This window comes from Myroides sp. N17-2, from assembly GCF_002286775.1.
In the GTDB taxonomy this organism is placed as follows: Bacteria; Bacteroidota; Bacteroidia; order Flavobacteriales; family Flavobacteriaceae; genus Flavobacterium.
Genome location: NZ_NSGJ01000001.1, coordinates 188041 through 208357, shown reverse-complemented (window position 1 = coordinate 208357; position 20317 = coordinate 188041). Strand labels below are relative to the sequence as shown.

Here is a 20317-nt window from a genome sequence, read left to right as displayed (position 1 = left end):
TATATTTTATATAATCAAGCGGTCTTTGTGTACTAACATTGACCGCTTTTTTTATGAGAAAATTTCTGAGCTTACTTCTAGTAATATCCTTTGTGAATGTCTATTCACAAAGTACGGTGAATATGACTGGAACTGTACTAGATAGCCTTAAAAAGCCTATAGAGGTTGCAACAGTCTATCTTTCTAAAGAGCGTGATTCTACTCTAGTAGAATATACAATGACAGATGCTAAGGGGAACTTTAAACTAGCATTTAATAAAGTAAGTGAGCCTGCGATATTTAAAATTTCGATGGTAGGGTATAAAGATTTTACCAAGAAGTTTGATAAAGGAATATCAGAAGATATCGATCTCAAAACACTTATTTTAAGAGAATATGGCAACCAGCTAGATGAAGTAGTCATTGTAGCGGAGGCTCCGCCTATTCGCATAAAGAAAGATACCTTAGAGTTTAATGCTTCTTCTTTTAAGGTTCGCCCTGATGCTAATCTAGAAGAGCTCTTAAAGAATTTGCCTGGTGTACAACTTGATGAGAATAAGAAGATCACTGTCAATGGAAAACCTGTTAACGAGATATTAGTTAACGGCAAGCCTTTCTTTAATGAAGATGGAGCAGTTGCTCTAGAGAATCTTCCTGCTGAGATTATCAAGAAAGTGCAGATAACTGATAAGAAGACTAAGAAAGAGAAATTTACTGGTGAGAAAAGTCGATCTGACGATGCGAGTATTAATATTACCATAGACGAAGATAAGAATAAAGGGCATTTTGGAAGAGTTTCTGGTGGATATGGAACAGAAGATCATTATGAGAGTGGACTGTTCTTAAATACCTTTAATAAGCGTAGAAAAGTTAGCGTGATAGGTTCTGCTAATAATATTAATGCCGTAGGGTTCTCTATGGATAAGGTATTTGATAATATGCGTACAGGGCGTTCTCGTGGGGGATTAACGGAGTCGCGTATGTTTGGACTTAACTTTGTAGAGGATGTGTCTGATAAATTAAAGGTCAATGGTAGTTATGACTATAACTTCGCAGAGACTGAGCAGGCAAACAAATCTTCAAGCACTAAATTCTTGCCTTCAGGGCAGTTTAGTACTAATTCTAATTCGGCTTCATTAGGTGGGAACGAAGGACACAGGGGGAATCTGTCTGTCGACTACACAGGTGAGAAAGACGCCTTCTATTTTAGTCCAAATTTTAGTAAGGACCACACTTACTCTAATAGTAATAGTGATCAAATGTCTTTTGATGAGAATGGAGATAAACTGAATAGCAGTACATCGACTAACTCATCTAAGAGCAACTCTGTTAGTTTTGGTAGTTCAGCTCGCTATACTCGAAAACTTAAACAGAAAGGGCAATTTTTTAGTGTTGAGATGAATAATTCTAATCAAAACTCAACTAATGATGCATTGAGAGAATCGCTAACTCAGTTTTACCAATCTGATAAAGCAGATGACTGGCGTAGACAGTATAGACAGGATAATAGTACAACAGATAATTATGGTATCTCTGTAGAATTTACACAGCCTATCACAGATTCGTTAAGTATATCTGTAGGTACGGAGTGGAGTAGAAGACAGAGTATAAATGATCTCCAAGTATTTAATTACAATGAGAAAGAACAGGGATATACTGATTTGAATGTATTAGAAACAAATAGGTATACAACCATTGGTAACACTGTGTCGCCTTATGTGAATTTCGCTCTTAATAAGAATAAGTATAACATTAATGTGACTACGAATACCCAGATAGTTAAGAATACAGCTACGGCTCTATATAACGAGAAATGGTATAACTTAGATACACGTTATGTAAATCCGAATGTGAATGCGATGTTTAATTATCGCCTGTCTAAGGATAACAGTTTATTTGCTATCTATCGTTATGATGTGAGTTATCAGAGTGCTAATCAGCTCTTAGATATTACAGATATTTCTAATCCATTAAGCACTACGATAGGTAATCCTGATCTTAAACCGAGAGGACAGCATAATGCTAATATAAGTTATCGTTCATATAATTTCCAGACAAGAGCGGGGTATAGTATCTCGGGTAATGTGAGTATGTATGATAACAGTATCGTAGGCTCTGTGATCTATGATGAAGATAAGAAAGCAATCTCTACCTATAAGAATATTCAGGGTAATTATCAGTGGGGAATCACAGGAGATTGGTTTAAGAATAGCAAGTGGGGAGAGCACGCATTGAGATATGGTATTATGCTTAGATATAACCAGACAGTGAGTAATGGGTATATAGATGGGGCCACTTATACTGCTACTGGTAATACAATAGGTCCTCGTGTGTATCTAACGTATGATTATGGTGAATGGTTATCTATTAAACCTTCTTATAACTATAATCACAATACTACTAATTATACTAATTTCTCTGTGGATAAAGCGTCTAACTTCACGCATCGATTTAATATACAGACGACTTCATATTGGCCAAAGAAAGTTACTTTTGGTAACGACTTTGCTTATAATTTTAATTCTCAGATTGCTTCTGGTTTTAAGAAGGACTTCTATATGTGGAATATCAGCTTGGCGTATGACTTTTATAAAGATAAGTTTAGCGCAAAAGTAAAGGTATATGATGTGTTGAATCAGAATACAAGTAGTACGCGTACTATAGACCCCATGCAGATCGTAGATTCAGAGAGCTTAGTGCTTAAGCGATATGCGATGTTCTCTATAACGTATAAACTAAATGAGTTTGCAGGAACTAAAAATAAAGGCAATAAAGGGAGAATGGGAGGAAGTAGACCAATGAGAGCGATGAGTTATTAGATTGTAACAAATAATAGAATTAAATAAAACAAGAGGGTTATGACTGCAAAAACAGTTGTAATCCTCTTGTTTTTTTATTTGATGTTGAGTGAGTCCATGATGAGTCCATAGTGAGTCCATTAAAACAACCTTTTTAATGCTGTCAATATGGATGCACGATGTTGTTAATATGTAATGATTAGAAATGTACTAGTATAAAAAAAAGCAGGTAATATAAACTCTAGTTGAGAGCTATATTACCTGCTTATGTATTATTTGTTTAAAATGTTTACCAGCTACCGCTAGATCCTCCACCAGAGAATCCACCTCCGCCAAATCCGCCTCCGAAGCCACCGCCTCCTCCGCCGAATCCGCCACCACCGAAGCTACCTCCGCCTCTGCTGCTTCCACCGCCAAGGCTACTAAGTACTAAGATGTCAAGTAGGGTACCTGCTACATTGCGATTGCGATGATTACCACCGCCACCGCCTTTGTTATTTTTATTGCTAGCTATAATAGCGAATACGATCATAAAGATAATAACACCTAAACATAAAAGACCTCCTATGCTATTCTCTCCTTCTGAGCGAACATTCTTATCTGCTTGATAAGTTCCAGTTAGTAATTCGAATACTGCATCAGTACCTTTATCTAGTCCAGCGTAGTAGTCGTTTCTTTTAAATTCAGGGATAATGATGTTACGGATGATTTCTCCACCCTGCCCTGCAGTTATCTTATGTTCTACACCATAGCCTGGATAGATACCTATCTTGCGCTCTTTAGCAGCCATTAAGATTACAATACCATTGTCCTTGCCTTTTTGACCGATACCCCATTCCTGTCCCCATTTAGGACCTAGCATACCGATGTCTTCTCCTTTAAGAGAAGGAATGGTAATTAAGACTATTTGGGTAGAAGTAGAGTCGCTATATGCTATTAACTTTTGTTCTAATTGTTGTTTTTGATTAGCATCTAAGATTGTTGCATAGTCATAGACTGAAGTCTGAAACGATGGCTTCTCAGGTACATCAAATTGAGCATAAGTGAATTGTGATAACAGCAAGGCTATAATCACTAATACGAAATGATATGCTTTTAATATTAGCTTGATCATTGGTGTTTATGCTTTAGATATTTCGTTTGGTAATTCGTTTTTATTCTCGTCAGAAGAGGGGAAATGTTCTTTTAGTTGACTTCCTGCTTTAAGGATTCCATAGACTAGCCCTTGTTTAAACAGTCCTTGCTTAAAGTGGTTAATCACTAATTCTTTTGTTCCTTCCCAGAAATTCTCAACTTTGACTTTATCATCTATTCCTTGATCTCCTAATATCACGAAAGCTTTAGAGGTCGTACAGATATAGAATAACACACCATTTCTAGCAGCAGTTTTATCTATTCCTAGTTCGAAGAATACCTCTTGTGCTCTCTCATATGGAGGCTTTTTAGATGTAGTCTCGATGTGTACTCTTATTTCTCCAGAAGTGTTCTTCTCTGCTTGCGTTATTGCTAGCACGATTTCCTCTTCGTCTGTCTTGGTTAGATAGTCTCTTAGCCCGCTCATAGTTGATTAGATTAGAATTTTACTTCAGGTGCTTTCTCTGATCCAGCTTCAGCTTGGAAGAAAGGTCTTTCTTTGTACTCACTTAAGAACCATTTAGCAGGTACTTTTAATACATAACCATTGTATGCAGCTACTGCATCGTTAAAACGAGTACGTTGCGTTAAAATTTGGTTTTCAGTACTAGCTAGTTCGTCTTGAAGTTTTAAGAAGTTTTGATTTGTTTTAAGATCAGGGTACTTCTCTACAGTTACTAATAAACGACCTAAAGCACTAGATACTCCAGATTGTGCTTGTTGGAACTCTTGTAATTTCTCAGGAGTCATATTTGTTGGGTCTACAGTTACTGAAGTCGCTTTAGCACGCGCGTTTACTACAGCTTCTAATGTTGATTTTTCGAAGTCAGCAGCTCCTTTTACAGTACTCACTAAGTTACCGATAAGGTCTGTTCTACGTTGGTAAGCACCCTGTACATCAGCCCAAGATTTATCAGTAGCTTGTTTATATACTAATGCAGAGTTGTTATAGTTCATCGACATCATAAAATATCCTCCGATAAGGACAACTAATACGATAATAATAGGTAACGCTTTTTTCATTTCTTTTTTATTTAGAGTTCATTTTTAATACTTAATAATGTTGCTTTGATACCTTCTAACTTTTGAATGATCTCAAAGTTATCCATAATATCTTTAGCATTCTTTTTCATATGTTCTTTTGCCCCATCGAGTGTGAATCCCCTCTCTTTCACTAAGTGATAGATTAGTTGAAGGTTTTGCACGTCTTGTGGCGTGAACATACGATTGCCTTTAGCGTTCTTTCTAGGTTTGATAATATCAAATTCTTTCTCCCAGAATCGCAATAGTGAAGCATTAACATCAAATGCCTTCGCTAGTTCACCGATGCTATAATAGCGTTTATCAGGTAAGTTTAATTCCATTAGTCAAGAGATTGGTTTTCTTGGTTCGCCTCTTGCGATAGAAGTTCAAATTCTTTAGCAGAGATATCCCCATAGTAGTAATTAAGCGGGTTTACTACATTACCCTGATAGTGTACTTCATAGTGTAAGTGGGGTCCAGAACTACGTCCAGTACTTCCTACATATCCTATGATATCACCGCGTTTAACAGATTGACCTGGTTTCGCTTGGTATTTACTTAAGTGACCATATCGTGTTAGATATCCATATCCGTGGTCTACCTCTATTAGGTTACCATAACCCGATAGTTCATTATTCGCACGGATTACTTTACCGTTACCTGTCGCATATACAGGAGTTCCTAACTCAGCAGAGAAGTCCATACCAGAGTGAAACTTTTTGATCTTCGTAAATGGGTCACTTCGATATCCATATCCTGAAGCCATGCGCTTAAGATCTTCGTTTTTGACAGGTTGTATCGCTGGAATAGAAGAGAGGAACTCTTCTTTTTTCTTAGCGAGTGCGATGATATCATCTAGAGATTGCGACTGTATGGCAACCTGTTTTAGAAGTTTGTCCATCTTAGTGTTCGTCTCTGTCAGTAATCTTTCGTTGTTTAACCCTACGAAGGTACGGTATCTGTTAATTCCACCTAGACCTGACTTGCGTTGCTCATCAGGAATAGGAGCTGTGTTAAAGTAAGCTCTATATATATCGTTGTCACGTACCTCTAGTTCATCTAATACTTCAGTGATAAGATCAAGTTTCTTATTCAGAAGTGTATAGTTGGTTTTAAATTCAGCTATTTCTCTAGCTTGCTTCTTTTCTTTTGGAGTTTCTAGGATATTGCTGTTAATTAAAAAGAATAATCCCATAACGCCAAATATAGCAGCAGTCAGCATAAACAAGACAATATTACCTATCTGTTTAAACTTTTTAGGGCGTATTTTTAGAAACGCTAATTTTTCAGGGTCGTAATAATATTTTACCTTAGCCATATTTTTAAAAAAACACTATTTTTGCACTATCGTTTTTTGGTTCAATAAAGAAGTGCTATCATTGGTTAGCTAACAAATTTAAAAAATGTTTTCGTTATATTGATAGTTTAAGTACCAAAGAGAGTAAAATAAAATCGGGTTATTCGTTAATTTATAATATGTTTAACAAGTAAGCGAGTAACCTACTAATAAGAATTTAATAACAAGAATTTAGTTTCCAAAGGATATGAAATCACAAGAAATTCGTCAGAAGTTTTTAAGCTTTTTTGAAGAGAGAGGTCACATAATAGTACCTTCTGCGCCGATCGTTCTTAAAGACGATCCAACTTTAATGTTTAATAACTCTGGGATGGCCCAGTTTAAAGAATTTTTCTTAGGAAACGCCAAGCCTAAAAGTAACCGTATTACAGATACACAGAAGTGTCTTCGTGTATCAGGTAAACACAATGACTTAGAAGAGGTAGGTATCGATACATACCACCACACGATGTTTGAGATGTTAGGGAACTGGAGTTTCGGAGATTACTTTAAAGTAGAAGCTATTAATTGGGCTTGGGAATTATTAACTGAAGTATATAAAATCCCTAAAGATATATTATATGTTACGGTATTCGAAGGTAGTGAGGAAGAGAATGTTCCTTTCGACCAAGAAGCTTATGACATCTGGAGTGGTCTAATCGGTAAGGATCGTATCCTTATGGGTAATAAGAAAGACAACTTCTGGGAAATGGGAGATCAAGGACCTTGTGGACCTTGTACTGAGATACACGTAGATATCCGTAATGCTGATGAGAAAGCACTTATTCCTGGTCACGAACTAGTGAACGGTGATCACCCACAGGTAGTAGAGATATGGAACAACGTATTTATGGAGTTTAACCGTAAAGCGGATGGTTCATTAGAGAAACTTCCTGCTCAACACGTAGATACAGGTATGGGATTTGAGCGTCTATGTATGGTGCTTCAAGGTGTACAGTCTAATTATGATACAGATGTATTCTCTCCACTTATCGCTAAGGTATCTGAGCTAACAGGTGGTAAATACACAATGAAAGCTAAGGATGAGGAAGAAGAGAAGATAAATATCGCTATCCGTGTGATCGTTGACCATGTTAGAGCAGTAGCATTCGCTATCGCTGACGGACAGTTGCCTTCTAATGGAGGTGCAGGATATGTTATCCGTCGTATCTTACGTCGTGCTATTCGTTATGCATTTACTTTCTTAGATAAGAAAGAACCGTTTATCTATCAGTTAGTAGATGTACTAAGTGCACAGATGGGTGAGTTCTTCCCAGAAATCACAAGTCAAAAAGACTTAGTGAAGAACGTGATTAGAGAAGAAGAAGCTTCTTTCTTAAGAACGTTAGATCAAGGGTTGCACTTATTAGATAATGTAATCGCTCAGACAGAAGGTAAAGTAGTTTCAGGAGTGAAAGCTTTTGAATTATATGATACATTCGGATTCCCTATTGACTTAACAGCTCTTATCTTAAGAGAAAGAGGATTTGAGTTAGACGAGGCTGGATTTGACGCTGCGATGCTAGAACAAAAAACACGTTCTCGTGCAGCATCAGAGGTATCTACAGATGACTGGACTGTATTAGTACCAGGTAACGTAGAACAATTTGTAGGATATGATCAATTAGAGAACGAAGTAAAGATTACTCGTTTTAGAAAAATAGACAGTAAAAAAGACGGTAAGTTATTCCAAATCGTATTAGATGCTACTCCATTCTATCCAGAAGGAGGAGGTCAAGTAGGAGATAACGGAGTATTAGTATCTGCTAATGAAACTATTGAAGTTATCGATACAAAGAAAGAGAACAACTTAATCTTACATATCGTTAGAGAACTTCCTGCTAATGTAGAAGCTTCTTTAGTAGCTAAAGTAGATGTAGAGGCACGTAAGCAATCAATGGCTAACCACTCTGCAACTCACTTACTACACCAAGCATTACGCACTATATTAGGTACGCATGTAGAACAAAAAGGTTCATTAGTATCACCTACACACTTGCGTTTTGACTTCTCTCACTTTGCAAAAGTGACTGAGGAGGAACTAGCACAAGTAGAGGCTTTCGTGAATGATAGAATCCACGATCACTTGCCTTTAGTAGAACGTAGAAGTATCCCAATGGCTCAGGCTATTGCAGAAGGAGCTATGGCTTTATTCGGTGAAAAATACGGAGATGAAGTACGTGCTATTAAGTTTGGTGAGAGTATGGAACTATGTGGAGGTACTCACGTAACAAATACTAGTGATATCTGGCAGTTTAAAATAGTAAGTGAAGGAGCTGTAGCAGCTGGTATCCGTCGTATCGAGGCGATTACTAATAAAGGTGCTCGTCAGTTCTACACAGACCAAGAGATCTTGCTAAAAGAGATTAAGATGGTATTAAAGAATCCACAAGATACTTTAAAAGCTGTAGGAACTCTTCAAGATGAAAACGCGAAACTAAAGAAACAAATAGAGCAGTTATTAAAAGAGAAAGCTAAGAACTTAAAAGGAGACCTTAAAGGTCAAGTTCAAGAAGTAAATGGTATCTCTTTCTTAGCTGTAGAAGTTGATTTAGATGCTTCAGGTGCTAAAGATTTAGCGTATGAGTTAGGTAATGAATTCTCTAACTTATATGTAGTATTCGGAAGTGTAGCGAATGATAAACCGATGTTGACTTGCTATGTGTCTAAAGACGTAGTTGAGAATAAAGGTCTTAATGCTGGTACTATCGTACGTGAGCTAGGTAAGTACATCCAAGGTGGAGGTGGAGGACAGGCGTTCTTCGCTACTGCAGGAGGTAAGAACCCAGCAGGTATGGCAGAAGCTATAGCACACGCTAAAGATTACTTAAAATAGTATTGATATAGATAAAAAAAGATTCTCAACTGAGAATCTTTTTTTATACAACCTTAAATACGCAGAAAACGTTTAAACGAGAATAAATTATACAAAACAGAGTAAGATTAGTGATTAAAGCACACTGTAGTGTGGTTTAAGAGCTAATTGAAGCTATGTGAAGTAGAATTAATTCGCAGTAAATGGTAGTTGTGGATTTAAGGTTCAATAGATAGTTGGATATGAAGTTTAGTACAGTAGTGCCCATAAAAGTGGCAAAAGATAGAATTAAGTATGACGATAAGATCTTGTCTATGGGATCTTGTTTTGCTGTTAATATAAGTGATAAGCTTAAGAACTATCAGTTTCAGAGTGTAGTAAATCCATTCGGTATTCTATTTCACCCGATCGCGATAGAGCGTGTGATAGAATATGCTGTTAATGGACACGAGTTTACAAATGAAGATGTGTTCTGTCATAATGAAGTGTGGAGTAGCTTTATCGCCCATTCTGATTTGAATGAGTTAGACGAAGAGGATATTGTGACGAAACTAAATGTAAAGTTGTTTGACTTGCAGACTGCTCTAAGAGAGAGTACATTCTTATATATTACACTAGGTACGGCTTGGGTGTATGAGCACATAGAGTCAGGTATGGTAGTTGCTAATTGTCATAAAGTAGCTCAGAGTAACTTTAAGAAGAGATTACTTTCTTATGATGAGGTATGTGCTAGTCTATCTAATATTATTACATTAGTAAAGACAATCAACCCTACGATACAAATAGTCTTTACAGTATCTCCTGTGAGACATTTTAAAGATGGTATCATAGAGAATCAGAGAAGTAAATCAGTACTATTCACTGCACTTCACGATGTGTTAGATCAGCAGAGTGAGGGAACTGTAAATTACTTCCCGTCTTATGAGATCGTGATGGATGAGCTGAGAGATTACCGCTTTTATAAAGCAGATATGCTACACCCTAATGAGCTAGCAATAGATTATGTATGGGAGCGTTTTAATACTATTTGGATTCATCCAGATATGTATCCGATAATGCAAAAGGTAGATGATGTACAGAAAGGTTTAAATCACAGACCATTTAACCCTACGGCAGAGCAGCACTTAGCATTCTTAGATACATTAGTAGAGAAAATAGATTACTTGTTAGAGAAATATCCATTTATGAGTTTTAGATAATTATGAGAAAGTTGTTACGTGTAGTTTTCGGAATATTTGTAGTGCTCTTTTTTATGTTTTCAGGGGTAGTAGTGTATAACTACCTTTTTAAAGCAAAGAGCGATGATATGCAATATAACACTGCCTTGATCCAAGAGCAGTTAAAGAATGTGAGTAAATTAGTGGTGACAGAGGCTACTTTCTCTCAAGTGATGACTTATAAAGATCAACAGAAATATCTGATGAATCTAGTTTCTTTTGATAAAAAGGCTGTTGTAATCGTCAATGCTAAAGCGACAGTGTCTTATGATTTGAGTCAACTGAAGTATCAGATAGATGAGAAGAATAAGGTAGTACAGCTGTTATATATTCCAGAAGCGGAAGTGCAGATCTATCCAGATTATCAAATACTCGATGTAGAGCAGAGTACGTTTAATCCTTTTAAAGGGGATGATTATAACAAGATTAATGCGAAGGTTAAGAAAGACTTAGAAGCTAAAATAGAAAAGTCCACTTTAAAATCGAATGCAGAGAATCGACTTATAAGTGAACTTTCTAAAATATTAATAGTTACCCAAACTTTAGGATGGAAACTAGAGTATCAAGGTAATGTGATACAACAAGACAAAGACTTGGTCTTCGATATGGCTTTATAAGCTTTTATTGATTATCTCAATACCGTCTTTGATTAAATGAGCTACCTCAGGTCTGTTACTTTGAACAGATGTTAGGTGGCTCATTGCTTTTTCGGCTAATGCTGTATTAGAAGCCTTTTTAGCTAGTTCTAGTATTTCTACTGTCAACAACCAGTCAGCAGCATAATCTTCCTTTATAGTATCTAAAATAAGGTCTAGATTAGCAGCTTTATTTTCTTCTCTCGTAACTCTAACTTCTTGATATAAGCTCTCAAGCTTTATCTTCTTTTCGTCTCTCTTTGCTTTTATTGTTTGGCTAGAAGGGACGTGATTAATCAAATCAAAACTGTTATAATCTGCAGGTCCTGAGAACGCAGAGATTACATTAGCTCCAACAGCCATATCATACGTTCCCCATTCAGGTTGGAACAATACTTCATCACCGTGCTTTACTGTACAGTCGCTAAAGCTAATCAAGATAATCTTACCGTGTATGTTGCGAATACCAGTGATATTCGTTCCCGATACTGTGATACCTCCCTCGAACTCTAATGTTACAGGTTTGCCTTCGTATAGGTTATAAGCTTTTAAGTCTCTAGGACTCATATCTTCGATAGCTAAGTTGATTCCTTTTAGGCGACCTAATGCAGTCCCAAAACCATGAGGGTGAGTCTCGGTTCCGTGTCCTACTAATTCTTTCTCTCTATACGCTAATGCAGTAACACCAGTGGTTTGAACATAAGCAGGCTTGCCTTCGTGCTCGATAGCACGCGTGAATACACCTGAGATTTGTAACCCTGTGTTAAGTTCTATCGTTCCTAAAGCTTTAGAATCAATTAGTTTATTCACTCCCATTAACCCACCTTTGCGCAATGCCATTTTATTAGCGAACTCTTCTAGTACCTCGCTTAAGTAAGCGAAGTCAGGAGTTACATATAGCTGAGGTTGAAGTTTAGTGATGTCAAATCCTTGTGTAGCAGCTTCTATGCTGTACGGAAGTTTCTTCACGTTATCAGTCATACACCACGCACTCTCTCCGATAGAAGATAGTAATCCTGCACCATATATCTTAGGGTTATCAATTGTTCCAATAAGACCATACTCTACAGTCCACCAGTGAAGGTTACGTACTAATGCCATTTCAGAAGGAGCTTCTGTAATGCTTTGTAAATATTCTACTTGTTGTTCTGCTTTTGCTATTTCTTCTTCTGCTACACCTTCAGCTTCTTTAAGAATAGATAATAAACGTATCGCTTCGTAAATCTCGTAGTCTCTACCAGACGAAATAGCCTTACATCCTATCTCTCCGAACCGTCTTAAGTATTCTGCATATTCCGGGTTAGCGATAATAGGTGCGTGTCCTGCTCCTTCGTGTATAATATCCGGAGCGGGAGTATATTCTATATTTTCTAATTGTCTAATATCAGATGCAATAACAAGAACTTTATAAGCCTGAAACTCCATAAAGGCGTTCGGCGGTATAAAGCCATCTACTGCTACGGCAGCCCAGCCTATTTCTTTTAGTATTCTATTCATCCCATACATACTAGGGATGCTCTCGATAGAGATACCTGTTTTGGCTAAACCTTCAAGATATGATTCGTGTGCGACTTTAGATAGATAATCAACATTCTTGCGCATTACATACCTCCATACAGCTTGATTAATAGGTGTATAGTCTTGATAGCTTTGCGGTTTGATAAATTGTTTCAAATGTTGTGGTAATCTTTCGATCAAGTCGTTACTTTCATATTCTTGTGTTTTCATAAATGAAATTGTTATTGTTTGTTGTAAATATAACAAAAAGTATTAGTGATTAACAGCGATTATTTTTGGAATGTAGGAATTTTAAAAGAACTGCTCTTTGCAACAAGTATGTTAATAAGTGATGTTTAATGGTTGTTAGCGGGATAGGAATACAATATTTGGTATGCCTTATAAGCCATATTTACTGTTTATGAAATAGCAGATAAACGCAAAGGCTCGATTCAATCAGAATCGAGCCTTTGCTTTTTAGATCTTCTTAATTACTTCTTATCAAGAGTAGGAGGGAACTTCGCTAAGACTTTTTCGATAAAGTCATTGATACGTTGTTCTTTCTTCTCAGGTTTAGGAGATTTGTCTAAATATCCAGTACCTATACCTTGCCAAATTAATACTTTCTTGTTAGTATCTAGAATATCGATGTATAAAGTACCCTCGATAGACGTTGTTACTGTTGTATTATTAGGTCCCCAGTATGGTCCCCATCCCCATCCGTAGTATCCGTAAGGAGAATAGAAATTATTATTCGTTGTTACGTTTACTTGTTGCTTCGCTTTCGTAAAGATATTGATAACGAAGTCTGGGTTTTTATCTGTCTTAGTAAATCCTTTAGCTGTTAGATTATTATCTATTGCTGTTAAGATTCTCTTTTTGTCTAAGTCATTAACCTGAGCTTGGTCTATACCTTCTTTAAAGAAAGCGTATGTTTTGTATTGATTGAAGTCAACAGCTTTGTCATAGTCAGCTGTTACTCTGACGCTACTACATGATGTTACGAATAACATTAATAGTGCTAATGGTAATAATTTAATAGCCTTCATGAGTTTACTTTTTTAATTGTTATTTTAATAAGTTTTCATCTACTATGTTTGGTATAGTTACTTTTAAAAGAGGTTCTACTTCCATTGCTCTTTTAATGGCGAAAATCGCTTCATCATTACGAGCCCAACTTCTTCTCGCTATACCATTGTTTACATCCCAGAAGAGCATTGATTCTAGTCTCTTCTGTGCATCTAGAGTACCATCAAGTAACATGCCAAAACCTCCATTAATCACTTCTCCCCATCCTACACCGCCACCATTGTGTATAGATACCCACGTTGCACCTCTAAAACTGTCACCTATGACATTGTGTATTGCCATATCTGCAGTGAATTTAGAACCATCATATATATTAGAAGTTTCTCTGTATGGTGAGTCAGTACCTGATACATCGTGATGATCTCTACCTAATACGACAGGCCCAATCTTTCCTGCTTTAATAGCATCGTTAAATGCTCTAGCGATGTTTATACGGCCTTCAGCATCAGCATATAATATACGCGCTTGTGAACCAACGACAAGTTTGTTCTCCTGTGCACCTTTTATCCAGCGAATATTATCAGCCATCTGTTGTTGTATTTCTACAGGAGAGTTCTTAATCATCTCTTCTAATACTTCACACGCTATTTTATCTGTTTTCGCTAGATCCTCTGGATTACCAGAAGCACATACCCATCTAAATGGTCCGAATCCATAGTCAAAACACATAGGCCCCATAATATCTTGTACATAACTAGGATATTTAAAGTCTATACCGTTAGGTGCCATAATATCAGCACCTGCACGTGATGCTTCTAATAAAAATGCATTACCATAATCAAAGAAGTATGTTCCCTTAGCAGTGTGTTTATTGATTGCTGTAGCCTGACGTCTTAAAGATTCTTGTACTAATTCTTTAAATTTGACAGGGTTATTAGCCATTAGATCATTTGCTTCTTCAAAAGATACACCTACTGGGTAGTATCCACCAGCCCAAGGATTGTGTAATGAAGTCTGATCAGAACCTAAATCAATGTATAAATCAGCTTTATCAAACTCCTCCCATATCTCTACAGCATTACCTTGATAAGCGATAGATACTATTTCTTTATTTTCTTGTGCTTTTCTAACTCGTGCAATTAACGAGTTCATATCCGTCACTACTTCATCTACCCATCCCTGAGAGTGTCTAGTGTGTACTGCTTTAGGATTTACTTCTGCACAGACAGTGATACATCCAGCGATATTACCAGCTTTGGGCTGAGCACCACTCATACCTCCTAATCCTGAAGTAACGAATAATTTGCCAGCAAGACCTTCTCCATTCTTAGAAATCTTACGACCTCCGTTAAGCACAGTGATAGTGGTACCATGTACGATACCCTGTGGGCCGATATACATATAACTACCTGCGGTCATCTGACCGTACTGTGTTACACCTAATGCATTAAATTTCTCCCAATCATCAGGTTTAGAGTAGTTAGGTATCATCATTCCATTAGTAACTACTACACGTGGAGCATTCTTATGAGAAGGGAATAAACCCATCGGGTGACCTGAGTACATTACAAGTGTTTGCTCATCGGTCATTTCTCCTAGGTATTTCATCGTTAGTAAGTACTGTGCCCAGTTAGAGAATACAGCTCCATTACCACCATAAGTGATTAATTCATGTGGGTGTTGTGCTACTGCATAGTCTAAGTTGTTTTGAATCATTAACATGATGGCCTTAGCTTGTTGACATTGGCCAGGATACTCATTTATCGATCTTGCATACATCTTATAGTCTGGACGTAAGCGATACATGTATATTCTTCCATACTTCTCAAGTTCTTCTTTAAACTCAGGGATAAGTGTACTGTGATTCTCACTAGGAAAATAACGCAACGCATTTTTTAAAGCTAATATTTTCTCGTCATCTGACAATATTTCTTTTCGCTTAGGAGCGTGATTAATAGTAAGATCATACTCCTTTTTAGGAGGTAATACAGTGGGAATCCCTTGTAAAATATGTTCTTGAAAAGTCATGTTTGTGTTTTTTAGTTTGTTATTGATTTTTTATTTAAATACTATACAATTAGCAAAAATCATTAAGTACTTTTGCTAAGTTGTTGATTTATTACACGGAGTGTAATAAACAGATGGGAAGATAGTAATAAACTTGGAGAAAATTAATATCTCCTTTATTAAAAAGTTCTAAAAAAGAATATGGTGATTATTTGTAAATATTTAGTGCCTAAGGGATTTGAGGGAATTACTCTTTTTCCGTTTATTCTTTTAAAATCAGAGGATTGTAAGAAGAATGTTTATTTAGTTAATCATGAACGTATACATTTGCGCCAACAATTAGAATTATTGATAGTGTTTTTTTACGTTTGGTATGTGATTGATTTTATGAGACATTTCATATTGACTAAGAATACTAAGGAAGCTTATAAGCATATTTTGTTTGAAGTAGAAGCCTATAGTAATGAACACAATCTAACATATTTGAAGACAAGGAAGATTTATTCATTCTTAAGAAATAATACATAATGTTTGAGAACGAGAATGTGTATAATGAGCAATTAAAATTAGATTTGCCCAATGGTATAACTGTTTTTGTGAAGAGAGAAGATCTGTTGCACAATGAAGTATCAGGTAATAAGTTTAGAAAGCTTAAGTACAATATTTTAAAAGCTCAAGAGTTAGGATATAGTAAACTATTGACTTTCGGAGGAGCATATTCTAATCACATAGCGGCTACGGCAGCTGCTGGACGTATATGTGGAATAGAGACTATTGGCATTATCAGAGGAGATGAATTAGAAGATAATTACGTAGGAAATGAGACACTGACTAAAGCCGTGGAAGATGGAATGACATTAGGCTTTCTAAGTAGAACCGACTACCGATTAAAAGCTACACCTGAGATTATCGAACGTTTAGAATCTAAATATGGTGAGTTTTATCTTGTGCCTGAAGGCGGAACAAATGAAGAGGCTGTCAGAGGTACTGAGGAAATACTGAAACAGAATGATGAGGTGTTTGACTATGTGTGTACAGCTGTAGGAACAGGTGGAACTATAGCAGGTATAATAAACAGTTCTTTCGATAATCAGACAATTATTGGCTTTCCTGCTCTAAAAGGTGATTTTCTATATGAGGATATTCGTAAATTTGCCACTAAGAGTAATTGGGAATTGGTTTTAGAGTATCACTTTGGAGGATATGCGAAGTATAATGAAGAGTTGCTATCTTTTTTAAGGGAGCTATATAATCAGACAGGAGTGCTGTTTGACCCTATTTATAATGGCAAGATGATGTATGGATTAATGGAAGAAATAAAGAAAGGGAAGTTTAAAGAAGGAAGTAAAATACTTGTAATCCACACAGGAGGACTACAAGGTTGGAATGAGAAGATTAAAATTAAGTAATATCGATTTATGTTTAAAAGAGTCATTTTTTTTGTTTGTATTATGTTCGTTGTTAGCTGTGCTAGCAAGAAACCTCCAATGCCTAAGAGCAAGGCTTTAACAACTAGTAGATACCCCGCACCTACTGGGACTAAAGTAAAAGAGAAAGAATTGGTCTCTAAATCTGAATATCGATCACAACAGCAAAAAACTGAAGCTGATAAAAAGAAAGTCGAGAAGAAAGTAGAAAAGAAGAGAAATGACAGCGAGGTCTTAGAAGCGACATCAAGACTAAGTGTGACAAGTGATAACATACGCGAATATATCCTTAAGTATGAAGGGACAGCTAGGGAGAATATGTCGACTCACGGTATCCCTGCTAGTATAAAGTTGGCTCAAGGGGTATTAGAATCAGGTTCTGGACAAGGTACATTAAGTAGAAACGCCAATAACCACTTCGGTATTAAATGTCATCAGAATTGGGATGGAGAATCTGTACGTCATACTGATGATGCTCCAGATGAATGCTTTAGAAAGTATAATACAGTAGAAGAATCTTATAATGATCATTCACTTTTTTTGACTAATCGTGGGAGATATAGTGATTTGTTTCTACTAGATAAGGATGATTATGAAGGCTGGGCTAGAGGACTTAAGAATGCTGGGTATGCCACAGATCCTAAATATGCAGATAAATTGATTAGTTTGATAGAGCGCTATCAGTTATATGAGTATGATGCTCAAGTATTAAATAAGAAGTCTACTGGGCCAAGACCTAGAACAACTCCTACTTATACAGAGTCTACTAGTGTAGCCAGTACATCTAATAACAAATCTTCTTCTAAAAATACTACGACTACTTCAAAAAAGAAAGAAGCAGTACATATAGTAGCTAAAGGTGACACGCTGTATAATATATCAAAGAGATATAATCTAACTGTAGAACAATTACAGAAGATGAATAAATTGACAAATAACACAATATCAATAGGACAAACTTTAAAAATTAAATAATATGTTATACCAAAGAAGTAGTAAGCTTTTTGCAGAAGCTGAGAAAGTAATACCTGGTGGAGTGAATTCTCCTGTACGTGCTTTTAAATCTGTCGGAGGAACTCCTATCTTCGTTAAGGAAGCTAAAGGAGCATATTTATATGATGAGGATGGCAATAGACTAATAGACTATATTAACTCATGGGGACCAATGATCTTAGGGCATGCATATGAACCAGTAGTTAATGCAGTAATCGAAAAAGCAAAACTAGGAACTTCTTTTGGTATGCCAACAGAGATAGAGACACAGATAGCTGAGTTAGCTGTATCTATGGTTCCAAATATAGATAAAATTCGCTTTGTAAATTCAGGTACTGAGGCATGTATGAGTGCGGTACGTTTAGCTCGTGGATATACAGATAGAGAGAAGATAATTAAGTTTAAAGGATGTTACCACGGACACTCAGATTCATTCTTGATTTCTGCAGGTAGTGGAGCTGTAACTTTCGGATCTCCGAATAGCCCTGGTGTAACAGCAGGTACAGCTAAAGATACTTTATTAGCTACTTATAATGATTTAGCTAATGTAGCGTCTATCTTAGAAGCAAATAAAGGAGAAGTAGCTGCTATCATCGTAGAGCCAGTCGCTGGTAATATGGGGTGTGTACCTCCTGCTAAAGGATTTTTAGAAGGATTAAGAGCATTATGTGATACACATGGCACGCTATTAATATTCGATGAGGTAATGACTGGATTTCGTCTTGCTAAAGGTGGAGCACAGGAGTTATTTGGGGTAAATGCCGATATCGTTACATTTGGTAAAGTTATCGGAGGAGGTTTGCCAGTAGGAGCATTTGCTGCTCGTAATGACATTATGAATTACCTTGCTCCTGTAGGGCCAGTTTACCAAGCAGGAACATTATCAGGAAATCCTCTAGCGATGGCAGCAGGTCTAACTATGCTACAAGAGATTAATAAAGATGCAGAGTTGTTTAACCGCCTTGAGGAAAAAACAGCCTACTTAGAGAAAGGAATTAGAAAAGTATTAAGTGATAATAATGTGGCTTATACCATTAATAGAGTAGGATCTATGATTTCTGTATTCTTTGATGAGAGAGAAGTTGTGGATTTTGATACTGCTGGGTATGGTAATAATGATACATTTAAGAAGTTCTTCCATGGGCTATTAGCTGAGGGAGTATATATTGCACCTTCATCATATGAGACTTGGTTTATCACAGATGCACTGACTTATGAAGATTTAGATCACACGATTAATGCTGTGAACAAGATATTTGCTTTATAAGTAAAAAATTAAAGATATTTATGATTAAGGGCTGTTTCTGCTTATGTAGAAACAGCCCTTTTTATATGGTGTTTTTTGTTCTGGAATTTGGGTGGTCGGCTTGTGGTCGGCATATGATAGGCATGTGGTCGGCTTAAAAGTACTATAAAACTGCCTATCACTAGCCTATCATATTGGTATCATATACTGAGCATGTGGAAGTATATAGCAAAAAAAAACAGGAACTCATTGAGTTCCTGTTCGTATAGGGTGAATTCTAATTACAGTTCTAGCTTTAGCTGATCTGGCAATAGTTTAAACGACATTCTATGATATTTACATGGACCGTGTTTAACAATAGCTTCTCTATGTTCCTTTGTTGGATATCCTTTGTTTTTTTTCCAGTTATACATGGGGAATTCTTCGTGTATCTTATCCATATAGTCATCTCTGTACGTTTTGGCTAAGATAGAAGCAGCGGCTAAGCTAAGATATTTGGTATCTCCTTTGACAATACACTGATGAAGTAAGTCAGGGATAGGAGTGAAGCGGTTACCATCGATAATTAGGAATTCTGGTTTAGGATCAAGCTCTAGTACAGATAACGTCATTGCTTTAATCGAAGCGTGTAGGATATTTAGTTCTTCGATAACATCCTCATGCAAGTGTGTTACTTTATAGGTTAAAGCATTCTCTTCTATTAATTCTCTAAGTTTATATCTAGTTTTGGCTGTTATTTGTTTAGAGTCGTTTATTTCTTCATTTAGAAAACCTTGAGGAAGGATTACTGCAGCAGCTGTTACAGGGCCTGCAATACAGCCTCTGCCAGCTTCATCTGTTCCGGCTTCAAGAATATGTGTAGAATAGTTAGGTAGTAACATATAAAGTAAACTTTGTTATTATACAAAAGTAAGTATTTATATTGTTTATAAGTAAGGTAATGTTATCATAATATTGATGTGATAAGGTTCAATGTTTTGTTAAAAACAATGCTTTTTTTTGGCAGTGATTTTTGCAAACTCTTGTGGAATCTAGTTTGTATAGGTGTTGTGTTGTTAAAAAATAGTTTGTGTTTTTGTTTTTGTTAGTATATTCAATGATTTGTCTTGTAGTTTATGTTTTGTATTTGATTTTGTAAATTACATATAATTTAATTTTTGATTATATTTTGTAATTATAAT

17 protein-coding genes are annotated in these 20317 nt (G+C 36.3%); 8 read left to right on the top strand and 9 right to left on the bottom strand.

Features of this window, described 5'->3' with window-relative positions; translation table 11 throughout:
* The first annotated feature begins 53 nt into the window (after nucleotides 1–53).
* Entirely contained in the window at nucleotides 54–2798 is a 2745-nt protein-coding gene (locus CF599_RS00950) for a TonB-dependent receptor (RefSeq protein ID WP_121964171.1), read from the top strand.
* A 268-nt stretch (nucleotides 2799–3066) separates the two neighbouring features.
* Here the strand turns inward: CF599_RS00950 and CF599_RS00945 are convergent, their stop codons facing one another.
* The 5 genes from CF599_RS00945 to CF599_RS00925 are packed head-to-tail and all read right to left on the bottom strand — an operon-like array spanning nucleotide 3067 to nucleotide 6252.
* Nucleotides 3067–3891, bottom strand: a complete 825-nt coding sequence (locus tag CF599_RS00945; RefSeq protein ID WP_121964170.1) for a YgcG family protein — start codon at nucleotides 3889–3891, stop codon at nucleotides 3067–3069.
* Nucleotides 3892–3897: 6 nt separating this feature from the next.
* Nucleotides 3898–4338 carry a TPM domain-containing protein gene (locus CF599_RS00940; protein WP_121964169.1) on the bottom strand — a complete coding sequence of 147 codons (441 nt, stop codon included), beginning with the start codon at nucleotides 4336–4338 and terminating at the stop codon, nucleotides 3898–3900.
* A gap of 11 nt (nucleotides 4339–4349) precedes the next feature.
* Nucleotides 4350–4934, bottom strand: a complete 585-nt coding sequence (locus tag CF599_RS00935; RefSeq protein ID WP_121964168.1) for a LemA family protein — start codon at nucleotides 4932–4934, stop codon at nucleotides 4350–4352.
* 11 nt (nucleotides 4935–4945) lie between these two features.
* Nucleotides 4946–5275 carry a MerR family transcriptional regulator gene (locus CF599_RS00930; protein WP_121964167.1) on the bottom strand — a complete coding sequence of 110 codons (330 nt, stop codon included), beginning with the start codon at nucleotides 5273–5275 and terminating at the stop codon, nucleotides 4946–4948.
* Nucleotides 5275–6252: a M23 family metallopeptidase gene (locus tag CF599_RS00925; RefSeq protein WP_121964166.1), complete on the bottom strand. Its 978-nt coding sequence runs from the start codon at nucleotides 6250–6252 to the stop codon at nucleotides 5275–5277. Before CF599_RS00925 ends, CF599_RS00930 begins: the two co-directional genes overlap by 1 nt.
* Nucleotides 6253–6478: 226 nt before the next feature.
* On the opposite strand from CF599_RS00925, the gene alaS reads away from it, so the two are divergent.
* The 3 genes from alaS to CF599_RS00910 all read left to right on the top strand — a co-directional run bounded on the left by alaS (nucleotide 6479) and on the right by CF599_RS00910 (nucleotide 10919).
* Nucleotides 6479–9106, top strand: coding sequence for an alanine--tRNA ligase (alaS, locus tag CF599_RS00920; RefSeq protein ID WP_121964165.1), 2628 nt, complete (start codon nucleotides 6479–6481; stop codon nucleotides 9104–9106).
* 221 nt (nucleotides 9107–9327) lie between these two features.
* On the top strand, nucleotides 9328–10284 hold the full coding sequence (locus tag CF599_RS00915) for a GSCFA domain-containing protein (protein WP_121964164.1): 957 nt from the start codon (nucleotides 9328–9330) through the stop codon (nucleotides 10282–10284).
* 2 nt (nucleotides 10285–10286) lie between these two features.
* Nucleotides 10287–10919 (top strand): DUF4230 domain-containing protein, encoded by a 633-nt coding sequence (locus CF599_RS00910; RefSeq protein WP_121964163.1) that lies wholly within the window; start codon nucleotides 10287–10289, stop codon nucleotides 10917–10919.
* Here the strand turns inward: CF599_RS00910 and CF599_RS00905 are convergent.
* The 3 genes from CF599_RS00905 to CF599_RS00895 form a co-directional block, all read right to left on the bottom strand.
* Nucleotides 10914–12665: an aromatic amino acid hydroxylase gene (locus CF599_RS00905; RefSeq protein ID WP_121964162.1), complete on the bottom strand. Its 1752-nt coding sequence runs from the start codon at nucleotides 12663–12665 to the stop codon at nucleotides 10914–10916. The two genes, CF599_RS00910 and CF599_RS00905, sit on opposite strands and share 6 nt — an antisense overlap.
* Before the next feature lie 260 nt (nucleotides 12666–12925).
* A complete protein-coding gene (locus tag CF599_RS00900) occupies nucleotides 12926–13483 on the bottom strand; it encodes a DUF4136 domain-containing protein (RefSeq protein WP_121964161.1) in 558 nt (185 codons plus the stop codon).
* Between the two features lie 19 nt (nucleotides 13484–13502).
* The gene (locus CF599_RS00895) at nucleotides 13503–15491 is read right to left on the bottom strand and encodes a urocanate hydratase (protein WP_121964160.1); all 1989 of its coding nucleotides are present in this window, start codon (nucleotides 15489–15491) and stop codon (nucleotides 13503–13505) included.
* A 180-nt stretch (nucleotides 15492–15671) separates the two neighbouring features.
* Between CF599_RS00895 and CF599_RS00890 the strand changes: the two genes are divergently transcribed.
* The 4 genes from CF599_RS00890 to hemL all read left to right on the top strand — a co-directional run bounded on the left by CF599_RS00890 (nucleotide 15672) and on the right by hemL (nucleotide 19157).
* Nucleotides 15672–15998 (top strand): hypothetical protein, encoded by a 327-nt coding sequence (locus CF599_RS00890; protein WP_121964159.1) that lies wholly within the window; start codon nucleotides 15672–15674, stop codon nucleotides 15996–15998.
* Entirely contained in the window at nucleotides 15998–16879 is an 882-nt protein-coding gene (locus tag CF599_RS00885; protein ID WP_121964158.1) for a 1-aminocyclopropane-1-carboxylate deaminase/D-cysteine desulfhydrase, read from the top strand. Before CF599_RS00890 ends, CF599_RS00885 begins: the two co-directional genes overlap by 1 nt.
* A gap of 78 nt (nucleotides 16880–16957) precedes the next feature.
* Nucleotides 16958–17872 (top strand): glucosaminidase domain-containing protein, encoded by a 915-nt coding sequence (locus CF599_RS00880; protein ID WP_121964233.1) that lies wholly within the window; start codon nucleotides 16958–16960, stop codon nucleotides 17870–17872.
* A gap of 1 nt (nucleotide 17873) precedes the next feature.
* Nucleotides 17874–19157, top strand: a complete 1284-nt coding sequence (gene hemL / locus CF599_RS00875; protein WP_121964157.1) for a glutamate-1-semialdehyde 2,1-aminomutase — start codon at nucleotides 17874–17876, stop codon at nucleotides 19155–19157.
* A 260-nt stretch (nucleotides 19158–19417) separates the two neighbouring features.
* Here hemL and CF599_RS00870 read toward each other — a convergent pair whose 3' ends face one another.
* Entirely contained in the window at nucleotides 19418–20017 is a 600-nt protein-coding gene (locus tag CF599_RS00870; protein WP_121964156.1) for a ribonuclease HII, read from the bottom strand.
* Nucleotides 20018–20317: the final 300 nt, after the last annotated feature.

Bases quoted from the DNA above. Each gene is read 5' to 3' on its own strand.
- CF599_RS00880 (WP_121964233.1), top strand. From the start codon at position 16,958: ATGCCTAAGAGCAAGGCTTTAACAACTAGTAGATACCCCGCACCTACT.
- CF599_RS00885 (WP_121964158.1), top strand. From the start codon at position 15,998: ATGTTTGAGAACGAGAATGTGTATAATGAGCAATTAAAATTAGATTTG.
- CF599_RS00925 (WP_121964166.1), bottom strand. From the start codon at position 6,252: ATGGCTAAGGTAAAATATTATTACGACCCTGAAAAATTAGCGTTTCTA.
- CF599_RS00945 (WP_121964170.1), bottom strand. From the start codon at position 3,891: ATGATCAAGCTAATATTAAAAGCATATCATTTCGTATTAGTGATTATA.
- CF599_RS00935 (WP_121964168.1), bottom strand. From the start codon at position 4,934: ATGAAAAAAGCGTTACCTATTATTATCGTATTAGTTGTCCTTATCGGA.
- alaS (WP_121964165.1), top strand. From the start codon at position 6,479: ATGAAATCACAAGAAATTCGTCAGAAGTTTTTAAGCTTTTTTGAAGAG.
- CF599_RS00910 (WP_121964163.1), top strand. From the start codon at position 10,287: ATGAGAAAGTTGTTACGTGTAGTTTTCGGAATATTTGTAGTGCTCTTT.
- CF599_RS00890 (WP_121964159.1), top strand. From the start codon at position 15,672: ATGGTGATTATTTGTAAATATTTAGTGCCTAAGGGATTTGAGGGAATT.
- hemL (WP_121964157.1), top strand. From the start codon at position 17,874: ATGTTATACCAAAGAAGTAGTAAGCTTTTTGCAGAAGCTGAGAAAGTA.
- CF599_RS00900 (WP_121964161.1), bottom strand. From the start codon at position 13,483: ATGAAGGCTATTAAATTATTACCATTAGCACTATTAATGTTATTCGTA.
- CF599_RS00915 (WP_121964164.1), top strand. From the start codon at position 9,328: ATGAAGTTTAGTACAGTAGTGCCCATAAAAGTGGCAAAAGATAGAATT.
- CF599_RS00870 (WP_121964156.1), bottom strand. From the start codon at position 20,017: ATGTTACTACCTAACTATTCTACACATATTCTTGAAGCCGGAACAGAT.
- CF599_RS00905 (WP_121964162.1), bottom strand. From the start codon at position 12,665: ATGAAAACACAAGAATATGAAAGTAACGACTTGATCGAAAGATTACCA.
- CF599_RS00940 (WP_121964169.1), bottom strand. From the start codon at position 4,338: ATGAGCGGGCTAAGAGACTATCTAACCAAGACAGACGAAGAGGAAATC.
- CF599_RS00930 (WP_121964167.1), bottom strand. From the start codon at position 5,275: ATGGAATTAAACTTACCTGATAAACGCTATTATAGCATCGGTGAACTA.
- CF599_RS00950 (WP_121964171.1), top strand. From the start codon at position 54: ATGAGAAAATTTCTGAGCTTACTTCTAGTAATATCCTTTGTGAATGTC.
- CF599_RS00895 (WP_121964160.1), bottom strand. From the start codon at position 15,491: ATGACTTTTCAAGAACATATTTTACAAGGGATTCCCACTGTATTACCT.